The organism is Streptomyces bicolor, from assembly GCF_000719285.1.
GTDB lineage: Bacteria > Actinomycetota > Actinomycetes > Streptomycetales > Streptomycetaceae > Streptomyces > Streptomyces bicolor.
In genome coordinates this window covers 50,075-67,877 of sequence record NZ_JOFS01000001.1, presented here as the reverse complement: position 1 = coordinate 67,877, position 17,803 = coordinate 50,075, and the positions used below count along the sequence as shown (strand labels likewise).

Here is a 17,803-nt window from a genome sequence, read left to right as displayed (position 1 = left end):
CGTCACCTCACGATGGTCGCGACGGGGAGCTTCTCGATCCGGATCGCCGACGCCTTGAACTCCGCCGTCCCCGCGATCGGGCAGTTCGCCTCGATCGTCAGCTGGTTGGTGTCCACCTCGTCGGGGAAGTGCATGGTCATGAAGGCGAGCCCCGGCCGCAGCGCGGGATCGACCCACACCGGCGCGACGACCGAACCGCGCCGCGAGGTCACCCGGACCTCCTCGCCGACCACGACCCCGTAGCGCTCTGCGTCCTCCGGGCACAGCTCGACGTACTCGCCGCGCCGCAGCGGCGAGGCGAAACTCCCGCTCTGCACACCGGTGTTGTACGAGTCGAGCCGCCGACCGGTGGTGAGCCGGATCGGGTACTCCTCGTCGGTGAGGTCGACCGGCGGATCGTGCTGGACGATCCCGAACGGCGCCGGCAGACCGCGCCTGGCCGGGTCCGCCTCCCACAAACGGCCGTGGAGGTACGTCGGTTCGAGTTGCTCCGTGCTCGGACACGGCCACTGGATGCCCTGGTACTGCTCCAGGCGTTCGTACGTCATCCCGTAGTGGTCCGGCGAGACCGACCGGAGCTCGTTCCAGACGGCCTGGGCATCGGCGTACTTCCACTCGTGGCCGAGCCGCGCGGCCAGCTCGCAGATGATGTCGATGTCCTCGCGCGCCTCGCCGGGCGGAGTGACGGCCCGCCGTACCCGTTGAACTCGCCGTTCACTGTTGGTGGTCGTCCCGTCGGTCTCGGCCCACCCGGCGGTTGCGGGGAGGACGACGTGGGCCAGCTCGGCCGTCTTCGTCAGGAAGATGTCCTGGACGACGAGGAAGTCCAGCTGCCGCATACGCCGTACGGCCTGCTCGCTGTCCGCCTCCGACTGCGCCGGGTTCTCACCGATGCAGTAGACGGCCTTGAGCTCGCCCTCCTCCATCGCCTCGAACATCTGGGTGAGGTTGAGGCCGTAGTGGGGCTGGATGACGGTGTTCCAGGCCGACTCGAACTTCATCCGGGTGTCCGGGTCGAGGATGTCCTGGAACCCGGGCAGGCGGTTGGGGATCGCGCCCATGTCGCCGCCGCCCTGCACGTTGTTCTGGCCGCGCAGGGGCTGCAGACCGGAGCCGTAGCGCCCCACGTGCCCGGTCAGCAGCGACAGGTTGATCAGCGCGCGGACGTTGTCGGTGCCGTTGTGGTGCTCGGTGATGCCCAGGGTCCAGCACAGTTGGGCGCGCTCGGCACGGGCGTAGGCGTGCGCCAACTCCCTTATGGCGGCGGCCGGGACACCCGTCACCTTCTCGGCGAGGGACAGCGTCCATGGTTCGACCAGCGCCTTGTACTCCTCGAAGCCGCTGGTCGCCCGCTCGATGAACGCCTCGTTGGTGAGGCCCGCGTGGATGATCTCGCGGCCGATCGCGTGCGCCATCGGGATGTCGGTGCCGACGTTCAGCCCCATCCAGCTCTCCGCCCATTCGGCGGTGGAGGTACGGCGCGGGTCGACGGCGTACATACGGGCGCCGTTCCGGATCCCCTTCAGCACGTGCTGGAAGAAGATCGGATGCGCGAATCGGGCGTTGGAGCCCCACATCACGATGACGTCGGTGTGCTCGATCTCCTCGTAGGAGGAGGTGCCGCCGCCCGACCCGAAGGCCGCCGACAGTCCGGCGACGCTCGGCGCGTGGCACGTCCGGTTGCAGGAGTCGACGTTGTTCGTGCCCATCACGACGCGCGCGAACTTCTGCGCCACGTAGTTCATCTCGTTGGTGGCGCGGGCGCAGGAGAACATCCCGAAGGCGCCGCGGTTGCGCGCCAGGCCACGGGCAGCCCGGTCCAGGGCCTCCTCCCAGCTCGCCTGCCGGAAGGGCTCGTCGCGCGAGTCCCTGATCAGCGGATGCGTGAGCCGGGTGTACGTCTTCGGCTGGCGTTTCCTCATGCGGCGCTCCTCAGCGCGAGCAGGTCCGAGATGGCGTGCACGGTGCGCAGGGTGGGCACCTCCACGCCGGTGATCTCCGCCAACTCGACGACCGCGGCGAGGAGTACGTCGAGTTCGAGCGGTTTGCCGCGCTCCAGGTCCTGGAGCGTGGAGGTGCGGTGGTCGCCGACCCGCTCGGCACCCGCGAGCCGGCGCTCGATGGAGACGCCGACCTGGCAGCCGAGGGCCTCGGCGACCGCCAGCGTCTCGGTCATCATGATCTCGATGACCTTGCGGGTGCCGCCGTGCAGGCACATCTGCCGCATGGTGGCGCGGGCCAGCGCGCTGATCGGGTTGAAGGAGATGTTGCCGAGCAGCTTGAGCCAGATGTCGTTGCGCAGGTCGGTTTCGACCGGGCACTTCAGCCCGCCGGCGATCATGGCCTCGCTGAGGTCCGTACAGCGCCTGGACACGCTGCGGTCGGGCTCGCCGATGGAGAACCGGGTGCCTTCCAAGTGCCGTACCACACCGGGGCCTTCGAGCTCGGTGGCGGCGTAGACGACACAGCCGACGGCCCGTTCGGGCGCGAGCACCGCACTGACCGCGCCCCCCGGGTCCACGCTCTCGACGCGGTGGCCGTCGTGGGGGCCGCCGTGCCGGTGGAAGTACCACCAGGGGATGCCGTTCTGGGCGGCCACGACCGCCGTGGTGTCGTGCAGAAGGGGCTCGATGAGCGGCCCGCACGCCGCGTACGAGTTGGCCTTCAGGCCCAGGAAGACGTAGTCGACCGGGCCGACCTCGGCCGGGTCGTCGGTGGCGTGGGCGCGGGCGGTGAAGTCGCCGCGCGGACTGAGTACCCGCACCCCGTGCTGCCTCATGGCCGCGAGATGCGGTCCACGGGCGATCAGGTGCACGTCGGCGCCGGCGCGATGGAGCGCGGCTCCGACGTAGGCGCCGATGGCACCGGCGCCGAGGACTGCAACTTTCACTTCGGAACGCTCCGTTCGGTCGAGGGAGTACCGCGGAGGTGGCTGGGAAGTTGTCGGACCCGCCGAGTCGGACCCGCCGAGTCGGACTGGTCGAGGAGGGGCCGAATCCTGTCGACGAAATATTGTCTACAGTATGGAGAGAGGGTCAGCAAGGGGTCGCGCACGGCGTTCGACCGTTCGTCGCGCCCGGCATACCGTTCATCGCATACGGTCGACGCGCCGCCTTCTCAACTGCCCGGCTCCTCCTTACCGTTCGGGATCATGAGTCCCCCTGTCGCACCCCCGGGCTGGAGCCGCTGGCTGGTTCCACCCGCCGCTCTCTCGGTCCACCTGTCCATCGGCCAGGCCTACGCCTGGAGCGTGTTCAAGCCCCCGCTCGAATCCGCGCTCGGCCTCAGCGGCACACAGAGCGCGCTGCCGTTCCAGCTCGGCATCGTCATGCTCGGTCTGTCGGCCGCGTTCGGCGGCACGCTGGTGGAGCGCAACGGTCCGCGCTGGGCGATGACCGTCGCCCTCATCTGCTTCTCGTCCGGCTTCCTGCTGTCCGCCCTCGGCGCGGCCACCGAGCAGTACTGGCTGATCGTCCTCGGCTACGGCTTCGTCGGCGGCATCGGCCTCGGCATCGGCTACATCTCACCGGTCTCCACACTGATCAAGTGGTTCCCCGACCGGCCGGGCATGGCCACCGGCATCGCCATCATGGGCTTCGGCGGCGGCGCGCTCATCGCCTCGCCCTGGTCGGCGCAGATGCTGGAGTCGTTCGGCAGCGACAGCTCCGGGATCGCGCTGGCGTTCCTGGTGCACGGACTGTCGTACGCCGTCTTCATGCTGCTCGGCGTGCTGCTGGTCCGGGTGCCGCGCACCGAGAAGCCGGTCGGCGACGGGCCCGGTGCCTTCGACGGACCGCAGGTGTCCGCCCGAGGCGCCGTGCGCACGCCGCAGTTCTGGTGTCTGTGGGTCGTGCTCTGCATGAACGTGACCGCGGGCATCGGCATCCTGGAGAAGGCCGCGCCGATGATCACGGACTTCTTCGCGAACACCTCCACCCCCGTGTCGGTGTCGGCCGCCGCGGGCTTCGTCGCCCTGCTCTCCGCCGCCAACATGGCGGGCCGCATCGGCTGGTCGTCGACCTCCGACCTGATCGGGCGGAAGAACATCTACCGCGTCTACCTGGGCGTGGGCGCGCTGATGTACGGCCTGATCGCACTGGCCGGCGACTCCTCGAAGCCGCTGTTCATCCTGTGCGCGCTGGTGATCCTGTCCTTCTACGGCGGCGGTTTCGCGACCATCCCCGCCTATCTGAAGGACCTCTTCGGCACCTACCAGGTGGGCGCCATCCACGGTCGCCTGCTCACCGCCTGGTCCACGGCCGGTGTCCTCGGGCCGCTGATCGTGAACTGGATCGCCGACCGGCAGGAGGAGGCGGGCAAGGACGGCTCGTCCCTGTACACCCTGTCCATGTTCATCATGATCGGGCTGCTCGCCGTCGGCTTCGTCGCCAACGAACTCGTCCGGCCCGTCGACCCCCGCCATCACGTTCCCGCCCCGGCGTCGAACGAGCAGAAGGAGAAGGAGGTCGCCGATGTCCAGCGACAGCAGTAGCGGTCCGCCCGACCGGCGAGGGCTGATCGCCTTCGCCTGGGTGTGGGTGGGGGTGCCGCTCGCGTACGGGGTCTACGAACTCGTACAAAAGGCGACGCAGCTGTTCACCGGCTAGGTGTTCGGGAGTTGTTCGGGCGTCCGACGGTCTGAGGGAAGCCGACAATACGGGCGCCCGATTCCTGTGGCATCACGTGCCGTCGTACCGGTGAGTCACTGATCAGACTGGTGAATCCCGTTACCCGAGGTTCGAGGGGATCACCAACGATGAACGGCTCGCGCATCGCCGCAGTCGGCCACTATCAGCCCGCCAAGGTGCTCACCAACGAGGACCTGGCGGGCATGGTCGACACCAGTGACGAGTGGATCAGGAGCCGGGTGGGCATCCGCACGCGTCACATCGCCGGCCCCGACGAGCCCGTCGACGAACTGGCCGCCCACGCCGCCGCCAAGGCGCTCGCGGCGGCCGGTCTCGCCCCCGGCGACGTCGACCTGGTGCTCGTCGCCACCTCCACCGCCATCGACCGTTCCCCGAACATGGCCGCCCGCGTCGCGGCCCGCCTCGGTATCCCCTCGCCCGCCGCGATGGACCTCAACGTCGTCTGCGCGGGCTTCACCCACGCCCTCGCCACCGCCGACCACGCCGTGCGCGCGGGCGCCGCGGCCCGGGCGCTGGTGATCGGCGCCGACAAGATGTCCGACGTGACCGACTGGGGTGACCGCACGACCTGTGTGCTGGTCGGTGACGGGGCAGGCGCGGCCGTCGTGGAGGCGTCCGAGGAGGCCGGTGTCGGGCCGGTGCTGTGGGGTTCGGTGCCCGAGATGGGGCACGCGGTGCGCATCGAGGGGCAGCCCGCGCGGTTCGCGCAGGAGGGGCAGAGCGTCTACCGCTGGGCGACGACGCAGTTGCCGGCCATCGCCCGCAGGGCCTGCGAGCGGGCGGGCCTCGCGCCCGAGGACCTGGCCGGGGTCGTGCTGCACCAGGCCAACCTGCGCATCATCGAGCCTCTCGCCGAGAAGCTCGGCGCGGTCAACGCCGTGGTCGCGCGCGATGTAGCCGAGTCCGGGAACACGTCGGCGGCGAGCATTCCGCTGGCGTTCTCCAAGCTCGTGGAGCAGGGCAGGATCTCCGGCGGCGACCCGGTGCTGCTGTTCGGTTTCGGCGGGAACCTGTCGTACGCCGGGCAGGTCGTCCGCTGCCCCTGACGGTCCCCGGCGCCTGTGTTCCGTGGCTCGACGCCTCGGTGTGACGTGGCCAACTCCCCGGTCCCCTGGCCTTTGTGCGCCGTAGACTGTAGACGAAAGACAATTGATACTGGCTTTCCGTGACGGCCGGCTACGGGACGCAGTCGCCCGGTGTTCGCCCAGGAGGGGACCGATGTTGTCGACAGGACTGCCGCAGGGTGCGGTGCCCAAGCTCGAACGGCCCGGACCGCTGCGCGACCGCGTCTACGAGGCGCTGCTCGAACTCATCACCACCCGCGCCCTCCAGCCCGGCCAGCACCTGGTCGAGAGCGAACTGGCGGGCCACCTCGGCGTGTCACGGCAGCCGGTGCGCGAGGCGCTGCAACGCCTGAACACCGAGGGCTGGGTCGATCTGCGGCCCGCGCAGGGCGCGTTCGTGCACGAGCCGACGGAGGAGGAGGCCGACCAGCTCCTCACCGTCCGCACCCTTCTGGAGGCCGAGGCCGCCCGGCTCGCAGCGGCCCACGCCGACAGCGCCGGCATCAAGGCCCTGGAACAACTGTGCGCACAGGGCGAGAAGGCCGTCGCCGCCGACGACGTGGACGCGGCCGTCGCCCTCAACGCCCGCTTCCACGCGAAGATCATGGAACTCGCGGGAAACGCGGTTCTCGCCGAGCTGGCGGCCCAGGTCGACCGGCGTGTCCGCTGGTACTACACGCCGGTCGCGCGCCAGCGCGGGCAGCAGTCCTGGATCGAGCACCGGGGCATGATCGCCGCGATCACCGACCGGGACGAACAGCGCGCCACGGAGCTGATGCGGGAACACACGGAGCACACGCGGCGGTCGTACCACGCCCGGGGGAAGTGACGCCCAAGGCCAGGGGGCCAGGGCCTGTCCGGCGGATCAGGCCGGCTGCGAGGAACGGCACCAGGTCGTGGCCTCACGGCCGTCACTGGAACGCGTCCGCATGCCTCCGTGCCCACTGCTCGAACGTCCGAGGCTCCCGGCCCGTGACCTCACGCACCGTGGGCAGGACCACCGACTCGTCCAGCGTGCCGTCGACGAAGAAGGCGAAGAAGGCGTCGACGTACGGCTTCGGCATGCGGGCCTCCAGCTCGGCGCGCGCTTCCTCGTTGGCGAGCCCCACTGCGCGCAGGTCCCGGCCCAGCACCTCGCCGAGCACGCGGACTCGGTCGGCCGGCAACAGCGCCTCGGGCCCGGTCAGTTCGAGAGCCTGGCCTGTGTAATCGTCCGACAGCAGGGCGCGTAGGGCGGCCCGCGCGATGTCGTACGGGTCGATGTCCGCCGTGCGGACGTCCGGGAACGGTACTCGCACCGCGTCGCCCTTGCGGATCTGGTCCGCCAGTTGCAGCGCGTTGGACATGAAGCTCGTCGGACGCAGGAAGGTCCACGGCAGGCCCGACTCGCGTACGGCGGTCTCGGCGTCGATCAGGTAACCGGCGACCGCGTTGCCCGTGTCGCCGGTCCCGGCCGACTTCCCGGACAGCATCACGACCCGCTCGACTCCGGCCCTGCGCGCGTCCGCCAGGATCTGCCGCTGGCCGCCGTAACCGGGCATGAGGAACATGGCCCGTACGCCGTCGAGCGCCTCCCGCACCGTCTCGGGCCGGTTCAGGTCGCCCGCGACGGCCGTCACCTCCGGCGGCAGCCCGTCCGTCCGGCCGGAGCGGCTCATCGCCAGCGTGGGCTGCCCCGCCTCCGCCAGAGCCCGCACCAGCTCGGCCCCCACATTCCCCGTGGCACCCGTCACCAGGAACATCCGTTCCCCCTCTCCCCGTTGCGGGCCCCGGCAGGCCCGGCGTCGTGCCCATCCTGCGGGGCCGGGACCGATGACGCCAGGGCACCGCACGGGGGTCGGCGCGAGGAGGCGGGAGCACCGCGCGGCTTTGTCCTGTGAGTGGAGAAAGTTGACGGCAATCTATGCGCAACTTCTTCCCACTCCCGGCAACCACTGCTACGTTCCCCTCGAAAGCAGGCCACGGAAGTGGCCGAAACCCGGCGCGCACAGGCCGATCGAGGCGGGGAGGGGCTCGTGAGACGTATGACGGCTCGACCCGCGAACGCCCATCAGGCCAAGCTGCTCAGGCTGTTGCGCGACGGGGGGCCCAACTCCCGGGCCCAGCTGGGTGATCAGATCGACCTCTCGCGGTCCAAGCTGGCCGTGGAGGTGGACCGCCTGCTGGAGACCGGTCTGGTCGTGGCCGACGGACTCGCCGCCTCGCGCGGTGGCCGCCGTTCCCACAACATCCGGCTCAACCCGGGGCTGCGTTTCCTCGGCGTCGACATCGGCGCGACCTCGGTCGACGTCGCCGTCACCAACGCCGAACTGGAGATCCTCGGCCACCTCAACCAGCCCATGGACGTGCGCGAGGGCCCGGTTGCGGTCTTCGAGCGAGTCCTGTCCATGGCCGCGAAGTTGAGGGCCTCGGGGCTCGCGGAAGGGTTCGACGGCGCCGGCATCGGTGTCCCCGGACCGGTCCGCTTCCCCGAAGGTGTCCCGGTGGCGCCGCCGATCATGCCGGGCTGGGACGGCTTCCCCGTGCGGGAGGCGCTCAGCCAGGAACTCGGCTGCCCGGTCATGGTCGACAACGACGTGAACCTCATGGCGATGGGGGAGCAGCACGCGGGCGTCGCACGCTCCGTGGGCGACTTCCTCTGCGTCAAGATCGGCACCGGCATCGGCTGCGGCATCGTCGCGGGCGGTGACGTCCACCGCGGTGTCACGGGCAGCGCGGGCGACATCGGGCACATCCAGGCCGTACCCGACGGACGTCCGTGCGCCTGCGGCAACCGGGGCTGTCTGGAAGCCCACTTCAGCGGGGCGGCCCTCGCCCGGGACGCGGTGGAGGCCGCCCAGCAGGGGCTCTCGGAGGAACTCGCCTCCCGGCTGGCGGCGAACGGCACCCTGACCGCCGTCGACGTCGCCGCCGCGGCCGCCGCCGGCGACGCCACCGCGCTCGACCTGATCCGCGAGGGCGGCAACCGCGTCGGCCAGGTCATCGCAGGCCTCGTCAGCTTCTTCAACCCCGGCCTGGTGGTGATCGGCGGCGGGGTGACCGGCCTCGGCCACAACCTGCTCGCCGCGATCCGTACCCAGGTCTACCGCCAGTCGCTGCCCCTCGCGACCGGCAACCTGCCCATCGTCCTGGGGGAGTTGGGCCCCACCGCCGGAGTCATCGGCGCGGCCCGGCTCATCAGCGACCACGTGTTCTCACCCGCGTAAGCCACTACCCGTTCCACACGGTTCCACCGGCTCACCCCCTGCTCCGCCTCGCGCAGTACCGTGCTTCGCTCCGCCCTGCCCTGAAACCGGCCCGCACGCCCGCCAAGGGGACCTCATGGCACCAGAACCACCGCTGCTCAGCATGACCGGCATCACCAAGTCGTTCCCCGGAGTCCGCGCCCTCGACGGCGTCGACCTCGACGTCCAGGCCGGTGAAGTGCACTGCCTGCTCGGCCAGAACGGCGCCGGCAAGTCCACCCTCATCAAGGTCCTGGCCGGCGCCCACCAGCCCGACACCGGCACCATCCACTGGCGCGGCGGGGAGGTCACCCTCCGCTCGCCCATCGCCGCGATGCGCCTCGGCATCGCCACCATCTACCAGGAACTCGACCTCGTCGAGCACCTGTCGGTCGCCGAGAACGTCCACCTCGGCCATGAACCCACGGCCGCCGGTTTCGTCATACGCGGAAAGGCTGCTCGGGCGTCAACAGGCCTGCTCCTCAAGCGACTCGGGCATCCCGAGATCGACCCGGCGCGTCTGGTCGGGGAGTTGTCGGCGGCACAGCAGCAGATCGTGTCCATGGCGCGGGCGCTCTCCCACGACGTACGGCTGATCGTGATGGACGAGCCGTCCGCCGCCCTCGACCCGGACGAGGTCGACAACCTCTTCCGCATCGTCGGTGATCTCACCGCCGCCGGCGTCGCCGTCGTCTACATCTCGCACCGGCTGGAGGAGATCCGCCGCATCGGCGACCGGGTGACCGTGCTGAAGGACGGGCGGGCCGTGGCGGGCGGGCTTCCGGCGAAGACGACGCCGACGCGCGAGGTCGTGGCGATGATGACGGGACGCAACGTCGAGTACGTCTTCCCCGAGCGGCCTGCGAAGGACGCGACGGCCGGGCAGCCGCTGCTGGAGGTGCGGGGGCTCGCCCGGGAGGGTGAGTTCGAGCCTCTCGACCTGAGCGTGCGGCCCGGGGAGATCGTCGGGCTCGCCGGGCTGGTGGGCTCGGGGCGGTCGGAGATCCTGGAGACCGTATACGGGGCGCGGAAGCCGACATCCGGTCAGGTGTTGGTCGACGGACGACCGTTGAAACCCGGCAGCGTCCGCGCCGCCGTCCGCGCCGGCCTCGGACTCGCACCCGAGGAACGCAAGGCGCAGGCCCTGCTGATGCTGGAGTCCGTCACCCGCAATGTGTCGGTGTCGTCCATGTCCCGCTTCTCGCGCGGCGGCTGGATCGACCGTGCCGCCGAACTGCGGGCCGCGCGGGCCGCGACGCGTGAGCTGTCGCTACGGCCCGACAACCCGTCCGTGCCGGTGCGCACCCTGTCCGGCGGCAACCAGCAGAAGGCCGTCCTGGCCCGCTGGCTGCTGCGCGGCTGCCGCGTCCTGCTGCTCGACGAACCCACCCGCGGCGTCGACGTCGGCGCCCGCGCCGAACTGTACGCGGTCGTACGGCGACTGGCCGACGAAGGCCTCGCCGTGCTGCTCGTCTCCAGCGAAGTGCCCGAAGTCCTCGGCCTCGCCGACCGCGTGCTGGTCCTGCGCGAAGGCCGCGTCGTCCACACCGCACCCGCGCGTGAACTCGACGAACACCGCGTACTCGACCTCGTCATGGAAGGAAGCCCGGCGTCATGACGCAGCACGCCTCCCCGCCTCGGGACAGCACCGGCAAGGTGCCCTCGGCCGGCGCACCGCCCGCCTGGCGCGGCCTCATGGCCCGCGCCGACGTGCGCACCCTCTCCCTTCTCGGCGTCCTCGCCGCGCTCATCCTCATCGGCGGCATCACCAAGCCGGACCAGTTCCTGGACAGCCGCAACCTCCAACTCGTCCTCACCCAGGCCTCCGTGATCGGCGTCGTCACCGTCGGCATGACCTTCGTCATCATCTCCGGCGGCATCGACCTGTCCGTCGGCGCGATCGTCGCGCTCGCCTCGGTGTGGGCGACGACGGTGGCCACCCAGGAGTACGGCTTCGGCGGCATCCTCTTCACGGCGGTGATCGTCGGCGTGGGATGCGGCCTGGTCAACGGAGTGCTGATCGCCTACGGCGCGATGGTCCCGTTCATCGCCACGCTCGCCATGCTGGCCTCCGCGCGCGGCCTGGCCTTGCAGATCACCGACGGCAAGACGCAGATCGTCACCATTCCCTCGGTGCTGGACCTCGGCGAGCGCGACGCGTACGTACTCGGCATCCCGCCGCTGGTCATGGTGTTCGCGGTCGTGACGATCATCGGCTGGCTGATCCTGAACCGCACCACCTTCGGGCGGCGCACGGTCGCCGTCGGCGGCAACGCGGAGGCGGCCCGGCTCGCCGGCATCGACGTCCGCCGCCAGCGGCTCTACCTCTACCTGCTGTCCGGGCTGTGCTGCGGCATCGCCGCGTTCCTGCTGATCGTCCTGTCCGGCTCCGGTCAGAACACCAACGGCAACCTCTACGAACTCGACGCCATCGCCGCCGCGATCATCGGCGGCACACTGCTCAGCGGGGGCCGCGGCACCATCGTCGGCTCCGTGCTCGGTGTCCTGATCTTCACCACGATCACCAACATCTTCGCCCTGAACAACCTGCAGAGCGACGTCCAGCAGATCGCCAAGGGCGCGATCATCGTCGCCGCCGTGCTGGTCCAGCGCCGTACCGCGAGCACGACCTGAGGAAAGGGTTCACCGCCATGCCAGAGACCATGGGCCGCTTCACCAGTCGCAGAGGGCTGCTCTTCGGGACCGCCGCCGTAGGAGCCGGTGCCCTCCTCACGGGTTGCACGAGCAACGAGTCCAAGGACGAGCCGGCCGCGAACGACCAGCCGGCCGCCGACGACAAGCCCGGCAAGCAGGTCACCATCGGCTTCGCCGGACCGCAGGCCGACCACGGCTGGCTCAACGCGATCAACGACAACGCCAAGAGCCGCGCGAAGAAATACTCCGACGTGACGCTGGAGATCACGGAGGGCTCCAACGACACCGCCGCGCAGATCGGCCAGATCGAGACGCTGATCAACAAGAAGGTCGACGTGCTGGTCGTGCTGCCCGCCGACGGCAAGGCACTCACCCAGGTCGGCCTGAAGGCGATGCGCGCGAACATCCCGGTCATCAACCTCGACCGGATCTTCAACACCCCGCAGGCCTACCGCTGCTGGATCGGCGGCGACAACTACGGCATGGGCCTGAACGCCGGGCACTACATCGGCGAAAAGCTCAAGGACAAGCCGGACGCCACCGTCATCGAACTGGCCGGCCTGGACAACCTCGAGCTCACCAAGCAGCGCACCCAGGGCTTCGACGACGCCCTGAAGAACTACCCCAACATCAAGAAGGTGGCCCGCCAGGCGGCCGAGTTCACGGTCGAGTCCGGGCAGGCCAAGATGGCCCAACTCCTGCAGGCCCAGCCGAAGTTCGACGCGCTGTGGAACCACGACGACGACCAGGGCGTGGGCGCGCTGCGGGCCATCGAGCAGGCCGGGCGCGACGACTTCCTGATGGTCGGCGGCGCCGGCGCCCTGTCCGCGTTCCAGGCGATCAAGCAGGACGACGGGGTCCTCAAGGCCACCGTCCTGTACCCGCCGACCATGGCCGCGTCCGCCATCGACCTGGCCCGTGCGCTGGGCCAGGGCAACGGCGTCAGCGGCATGGCCGAGTTCGAGATCCCCGCCTCGATCACCCTCTACTCGGCGGTCGTCGACAAGACCAACGTCGACCAGTACATGTCCACCGGCTTCAAGTGAGGCGCACCCTGCCCGGCGGGGACGAGGGGTCCGCCGGGCAGGGCGGGAGCGTTCTGTGGATCGAGCCGACCGGGACTGCGGTGACTGTGGGCGGGCCGGCCTCGCGGAGTTCGGGACTCCGGTGGGTGCGGGCCGTCGGGCCCGGCGACCCGCGCGACGGCCCCCGTGCCGGCCGGGAGCTCGGTGAGGTGGCGGCCGGCTGTGGCCGTGGTCGCCGTATGGGCCGAGGCCGCGGTACTGCCAGTCAGCTGCTACTCGACGGTCGCGAACTCCGCAGGACGTCCCCCAACCCCCCACCGCGGCACGACGACGAGGAGGACTTTCGCATGGGACAGCCGCAGCAGCCCGACCAGGCCGAGGCGGAGGCAGGGGCCACAGGGTCCGGGAATCCGCCACTGCGCGTCGGCATGGTCGGCTACGCCTTCATGGGCGCCGCCCACTCCCAGGGCTGGCGCACCGTGGGCCGTGTCTTCGACCTGCCCCGCAGCCCGGTCATGGCCGCGATCTGCGGGCGGGACGAGGCGGCCGTGCGCGCGGCGGCCGACCGGCACGGCTGGGCCACGGCGGAGAGCGACTGGCGTGCGCTGATCGCACGGGACGACATCGACCTCGTCGATATCTGCACCCCCGGCGACAGCCACGCCGAGATCGCGCTCGCCGCGCTGGCCGCCGGCAAGCACGTCCTGTGCGAGAAGCCCCTCGCGAACAGTGTCGAGGAGGCCGAGGCGATGGCCGTGGCAGCGGAAGAGGCATACGCACGCGGCCAGTTGGCGATGGTCGGCTTCAACTACCGTCGGCTGCCCGCCACTGCGCTCGCCCGCAGTATGGTCGCCGAGGGGCGCCTGGGCTCCCTGCGCCATGTCCGGGTGACGTACCTTCAGGACTGGCTGATGGATCCGGAGTTCCCGCTCACGTGGCGGCTGCGCAAGGAGCTGGCCGGCTCGGGCGCGCTCGGCGACCTGGGCGCGCACATCATCGACCTCGCGCAATATCTGGTAGGGGAGCGGCTCACCGGGGTGTCCGCCCTGACGGAGACCTTCGTGAAGGAACGCCCGCTGCCCGGCGGCCCCACGAGCGGCCTCTCCGCCGTCTCGGCCACCGGCGCCGGTCAAGTCACCGTCGACGACGCCGCCCTGTTCACCGGCCGCTTCCCGTCCGGCGCGCTCGCCTCCTTCGAGGCCACCCGCTACGCCACCGGCCGCAAGAACTCCCTGCGCATCGAACTCAACGGCTCACACGGCTCGATCGCCTTCGACCTGGAGCGGCTCAACGAGCTCGCTTACCACGACGGCACCGAACCCGCAGCCCACGCCGGCTTCCGCCGCATCCTCGTCACCGAACCCGAACACCCCTACCTGGACGCCTGGTGGCCGCCGGGCCACGGCCTCGGCTACGAGCACACCTTCGTCCACCAGGCCCGCGACCTGGTCCACGCCATCGCCGAGGGCAGGCAGCCCGAACCCTCCTTCGCCGACGGGCTGCAGGTGCAGCGCGTGCTCGCGGCGGTGGAGGAGAGCGCCGAGAAGAACTCCGTCTACACCCCGATAGCGGTCTGAGGAGGCTGACGCGCGATGCCGCGTACGTTCACGCTGTTCACCGGCCAGTGGGCCGACCTGCCGCTGGAAGAGGTCTGTCGGCTCGCCCGCGACTTCGGCTACGACGGCCTCGAACTCGCCTGCTGGGGCGACCACTTCGAGGTCGACAAGGCCCTCGCGGACCCGTCGTACATCGACTCCAGGAAGGCCCTGCTCGACAAGTACGGCCTCAAGTGCTGGGCCATCTCCAACCACCTGGTCGGCCAGGCGGTCTGCGACGCCATCATCGACGAACGCCACCAGGCCATCCTGCCGGGCGAGGTGTGGGGCGACGGGGACCCGGAAGGAGTCCGGCAGCGCGCCGCGGCCCGTATGAAGGACACCGCGCGGGCCGCGGCCGCCTTCGGCGTCGACACGGTGATCGGCTTCACCGGCTCCGCGATCTGGCACCTGGTCGCCATGTTCCCGCCCGCGCCCGAGTCGATGATCGAACGCGGCTACGAGGACTTCGCGACACGCTGGAACCCCATCCTGGACGTCTTCGACGCGGAGGGCGTGCGGTTCGCGCACGAGGTGCACCCGAGCGAGATCGCCTACGACTACTGGACGACGGTACGCGCGCTGGAAGCCGTTGACCGCCGCTCGGCCTTCGGGCTGAACTTCGACCCCTCCCATTTCGTGTGGCAGGACCTCGACCCCGTCGGCTTCCTGTGGGACTTCCGCGACCGCATCTACCACGTCGACTGCAAGGAGGCCCGCAAGCGCCTCGACGGCCGCAACGGCCGCCTCGGCTCGCACCTGCCGTGGGGCGACCCGCGCCGCGGCTGGGACTTCGTGTCGGCCGGGCACGGCGACGTGCCCTGGGAGGACGTCTTCCGGATGCTGCGGTCCATCGACTACCAGGGGCCCGTCTCCGTGGAGTGGGAGGACGCCGGCATGGACCGGCTCCAGGGCGCCCCCGAGGCGCTGACGCGTTTGAAGGCGTACGACTTCGAGCCGCCGTCGGCCTCCTTCGACGCGGCGTTCGGCAACTGATCCTTCTCTGATTCCCCGGGATGACGGCGCATCCCGGCGTACGCACCCGCCCGTACAACCGGCCCCTTTCTGGAGGCACTCGTGCACGGGAACGACCGCACCACCAGCACCGACAGAAACGAGACCCACAGACAACGCCCGTCATTCCGCAAGGCGGTGGCGCTGCTGAGCGGCGTACTGCTGGCGGGCGCCACCCTCACCTTCACCGCACCCCAGGCCGGCGCAGCCGTCGCCGACGAGGGAACCGCCGCGGCCGCCGCGGCCGAGGACTTCCAGCAGGTCACCCTCGCCAAAGGCGAGCCGGAGGTCGGCGAGCCCATGTCGCTGGCCGTCCTCCCGGACCGCTCGGTCCTGCACACCTCCCGCGACGGCGAGCTGCGCATCACCGACGCGGCCGGCAACACAAGGCTCGCGGGCAAGCTCGCCGTGTACTCACACGACGAGGAGGGCCTGCAAGGCGTCGGCGTCGACCCCGGATTCGCCGAGAACCGCTTCATCTACCTCTACTACGCACCCCCGCTCAACACCCCCGCCGGTGACGCCCCCGAAACCGGAACGGCGGCGGACTTCGCCCCGTTCGACGGCGTCAACCGCCTCTCCCGCTTCGTCCTGAAGACCGACGGCACGCTCGACACGTCCAGCGAGACGAAGATCATCGACATCCCCGCCTCCCGCGGCCTGTGCTGCCATGTCGGCGGTGACATCGACTTCGACGCGGCGGGCAACCTGTATCTGTCAACGGGCGACGACACCAATCCGTTCCAGTCGGACGGCTTCACCCCGATCGACGAGCGCTCGAACCGCAACCCGGCCTTCGACGCCCAGCGTTCGTCGGGCAACACCAACGACCTGCGCGGCAAGATCCTGCGCATCAAGGTCAACGCCGACGGCTCGTACTCGATCCCCGAGGGCAACCTCTTCGCGCCCGGCACGGACAAGACGCGGCCCGAGATCTACGCGATGGGCTTCCGCAACCCGTTCCGCTTCAGTGTCGACAAGGCGACCGGGATCCTCTACGTCGGCGACTACGGCCCCGACGCCGGCGCCGCCGACCCGGCCCGCGGCCCGGCCGGCCAGGTCGAGTTCGCCCGCGTCACCGCCCCCGGCAACTACGGGTGGCCGTACTGCACCGGCGACAACGACGCCTACGTCGACTACGACTTCGCGACCGGTCAGTCGGGCGCGTCCTTCGACTGCGCGGCGCCGAAGAACACGTCACCGAACAACACCGGCCTGACCGACCTTCCCCCGGCCCAGGCCGCCTGGATCCCGTACGACGGCGGATCCGTGCCCGAGTTCGGCTCGGGCTCCGAGTCGCCGATGGGCGGCCCGGTCTACCGCTACGACGCCTCGCTCGACTCGCCCGTGAAGTTCCCCGAGGCCTACGACGGGAACTTCTTCGCCGGCGAGTTCGGCCGCCGCTGGATCAAGCGGATCGTGAGCGACGACGCCGGGACCGTGCAGTCGATCAACGACGTCCCCTGGACCGGCACCCAGATCATGGACATGGCCTTCGGCCCGGATGGCGCGCTGTACGTCCTCGATTACGGCGTCTCCTGGTTCGGCGGCGACGAGCACTCGGCCCTGTACCGCATCGAGAACGCCACCGACGGCCACTCGCCGGTCGCACAGGCCGCGGCGAGCAAGACCTCGGGACAGGCGCCGTTGAGGGTCCAGTTCTCCTCGGAGGGCACGACCGACCAGGACGGCGACGCCGTCACGTACAGCTGGGACTTCGGCGACGGCGGCAAGTCGACGGCGGCGAACCCGACGTACCGCTACAAGAAGAACGGCACCTACACCGCGACCCTGACCGCCAAGGACGCCTCGGGCCGCAGCGGCAGCGCGAGCGTGCAGATCGTGGTCGGCAACACCGCGCCCAAGGTGACGCTGGAACTCCCGCAGGACGGGCAGCTGTTCAGCTTCGGTGACGCCATCCCGTTCAAGGTGAAGGTCACCGACCCCGAGGACCGGACGATCGACTGCTCGAAGGTCAAGGTCAGCTTCATCCTCGGCCACGACAGCCACGGCCACCCGCTGACCTCGGCGAACGGCTGCACCGGCAGCCTCCAGACCAGCGCCGACGGCGGCCATGACGAGGACGCCAACATCTTCGGCGTCATCGACGCCGAGTACACCGACGGCGGAGGCGGCGGCCAGGCCCCGCTCACCACGCACGACCAGAACGTCGCCCAGCCCCGGCACCGCCAGGCCGAGCACTTCGGCAACGGCTCCGGCGTCTCCATCATCACCAAGGCCACCGCACACGGCGGCCGTACCGTCGGCGACATCAACAACGGCGACTGGATCTCCTTCACGCCGTACGCCCTGAGCAACGCCAAGAAGATCACCGCCCGGATCTCCTCCGGCGGCGCGGGCGGCACCCTCGAGGTCCGTGCGGGGTCCTCGACGGGCACCCTGCTCGGCAAGGCGACCGTGCCGGTGACCGGCGGCTGGGAGACCTTCCAGGATGTCACGGCCGATCTGTCCCGCGCGCCGAGGGGCACGACCACGCTCTACCTGGTCTTCAAGGGGAGCGGCTCGGGCGCCCTGTACGACGTGGACGACTTCACCTTCACGACGGGCTGAGAGGAG

At 70.3% G+C, this 17,803-nt stretch carries 14 protein-coding genes; 11 read left to right on the top strand and 3 right to left on the bottom strand.

What is annotated here, in order from left to right; all coding sequences use genetic code 11:
• Window positions 1-2: 2 nt before the first annotated feature.
• Both IF78_RS0100280 and IF78_RS0100275 read right to left on the bottom strand, forming a co-directional pair.
• Window positions 3-1,922, bottom strand: coding sequence for a molybdopterin oxidoreductase family protein (locus tag IF78_RS0100280; protein ID WP_031475918.1), 1,920 nt, complete (start codon window positions 1,920-1,922; stop codon window positions 3-5).
• Window positions 1,919-2,890 (bottom strand): 2-dehydropantoate 2-reductase, encoded by a 972-nt coding sequence (locus tag IF78_RS0100275; protein WP_031475920.1) that lies wholly within the window; start codon window positions 2,888-2,890, stop codon window positions 1,919-1,921. Before IF78_RS0100275 ends, IF78_RS0100280 begins: the two co-directional genes overlap by 4 nt.
• A gap of 261 nt (window positions 2,891-3,151) precedes the next feature.
• On the opposite strand from IF78_RS0100275, the gene IF78_RS0100270 reads away from it, so the two are divergent.
• The 4 genes from IF78_RS0100270 to IF78_RS0100255 all read left to right on the top strand — a co-directional run bounded on the left by IF78_RS0100270 (window position 3,152) and on the right by IF78_RS0100255 (window position 6,542).
• Complete coding sequence (locus IF78_RS0100270) at window positions 3,152-4,492, top strand: OFA family MFS transporter (RefSeq protein WP_031475922.1); 1,341 nt, start codon at window positions 3,152-3,154, stop codon at window positions 4,490-4,492.
• Window positions 4,473-4,607 carry an MFS transporter small subunit gene (locus IF78_RS50335; protein WP_267882928.1) on the top strand — a complete coding sequence of 45 codons (135 nt, stop codon included), beginning with the start codon at window positions 4,473-4,475 and terminating at the stop codon, window positions 4,605-4,607. Before IF78_RS0100270 ends, IF78_RS50335 begins: the two co-directional genes overlap by 20 nt.
• A 149-nt stretch (window positions 4,608-4,756) precedes the next feature.
• A complete protein-coding gene (locus IF78_RS0100260) occupies window positions 4,757-5,695 on the top strand; it encodes a beta-ketoacyl-ACP synthase III (protein ID WP_031475924.1) in 939 nt (312 codons plus the stop codon).
• 172 nt (window positions 5,696-5,867) lie between these two features.
• The gene (locus IF78_RS0100255) at window positions 5,868-6,542 is read left to right on the top strand and encodes a GntR family transcriptional regulator (protein WP_031475926.1); all 675 of its coding nucleotides are present in this window, start codon (window positions 5,868-5,870) and stop codon (window positions 6,540-6,542) included.
• Window positions 6,543-6,624: 82 nt separating this feature from the next.
• Here IF78_RS0100255 and IF78_RS0100250 read toward each other — a convergent pair whose 3' ends face one another.
• Window positions 6,625-7,455 carry an NAD(P)H-binding protein gene (locus IF78_RS0100250; RefSeq protein ID WP_031475928.1) on the bottom strand — a complete coding sequence of 277 codons (831 nt, stop codon included), beginning with the start codon at window positions 7,453-7,455 and terminating at the stop codon, window positions 6,625-6,627.
• A 282-nt stretch (window positions 7,456-7,737) separates the two neighbouring features.
• Between IF78_RS0100250 and IF78_RS0100245 the strand changes: the two genes are divergently transcribed.
• From IF78_RS0100245 to IF78_RS0100215, 7 genes are all read left to right on the top strand, one after another.
• A complete protein-coding gene (locus IF78_RS0100245; RefSeq protein ID WP_031475930.1) occupies window positions 7,738-8,919 on the top strand; it encodes an ROK family transcriptional regulator in 1,182 nt (393 codons plus the stop codon).
• Window positions 8,920-9,034: 115 nt separating this feature from the next.
• Entirely contained in the window at window positions 9,035-10,555 is a 1,521-nt protein-coding gene (locus tag IF78_RS0100240; protein WP_031475932.1) for a sugar ABC transporter ATP-binding protein, read from the top strand.
• Window positions 10,552-11,571: an ABC transporter permease gene (locus IF78_RS0100235; protein WP_031475934.1), complete on the top strand. Its 1,020-nt coding sequence runs from the start codon at window positions 10,552-10,554 to the stop codon at window positions 11,569-11,571. Before IF78_RS0100240 ends, IF78_RS0100235 begins: the two co-directional genes overlap by 4 nt.
• Before the next feature lie 17 nt (window positions 11,572-11,588).
• A complete protein-coding gene (locus IF78_RS0100230; protein ID WP_234439687.1) occupies window positions 11,589-12,638 on the top strand; it encodes a substrate-binding domain-containing protein in 1,050 nt (349 codons plus the stop codon).
• 326 nt (window positions 12,639-12,964) lie between these two features.
• Entirely contained in the window at window positions 12,965-14,194 is a 1,230-nt protein-coding gene (locus tag IF78_RS0100225; RefSeq protein ID WP_031475938.1) for a Gfo/Idh/MocA family protein, read from the top strand.
• A 15-nt stretch (window positions 14,195-14,209) separates the two neighbouring features.
• Entirely contained in the window at window positions 14,210-15,208 is a 999-nt protein-coding gene (locus tag IF78_RS0100220) for a sugar phosphate isomerase/epimerase family protein (RefSeq protein ID WP_031475940.1), read from the top strand.
• Window positions 15,209-15,289: 81 nt separating this feature from the next.
• Window positions 15,290-17,797 (top strand): PQQ-dependent sugar dehydrogenase, encoded by a 2,508-nt coding sequence (locus tag IF78_RS0100215; protein WP_031475942.1) that lies wholly within the window; start codon window positions 15,290-15,292, stop codon window positions 17,795-17,797.
• The last annotated feature ends 6 nt before the right edge of the window (window positions 17,798-17,803 follow it).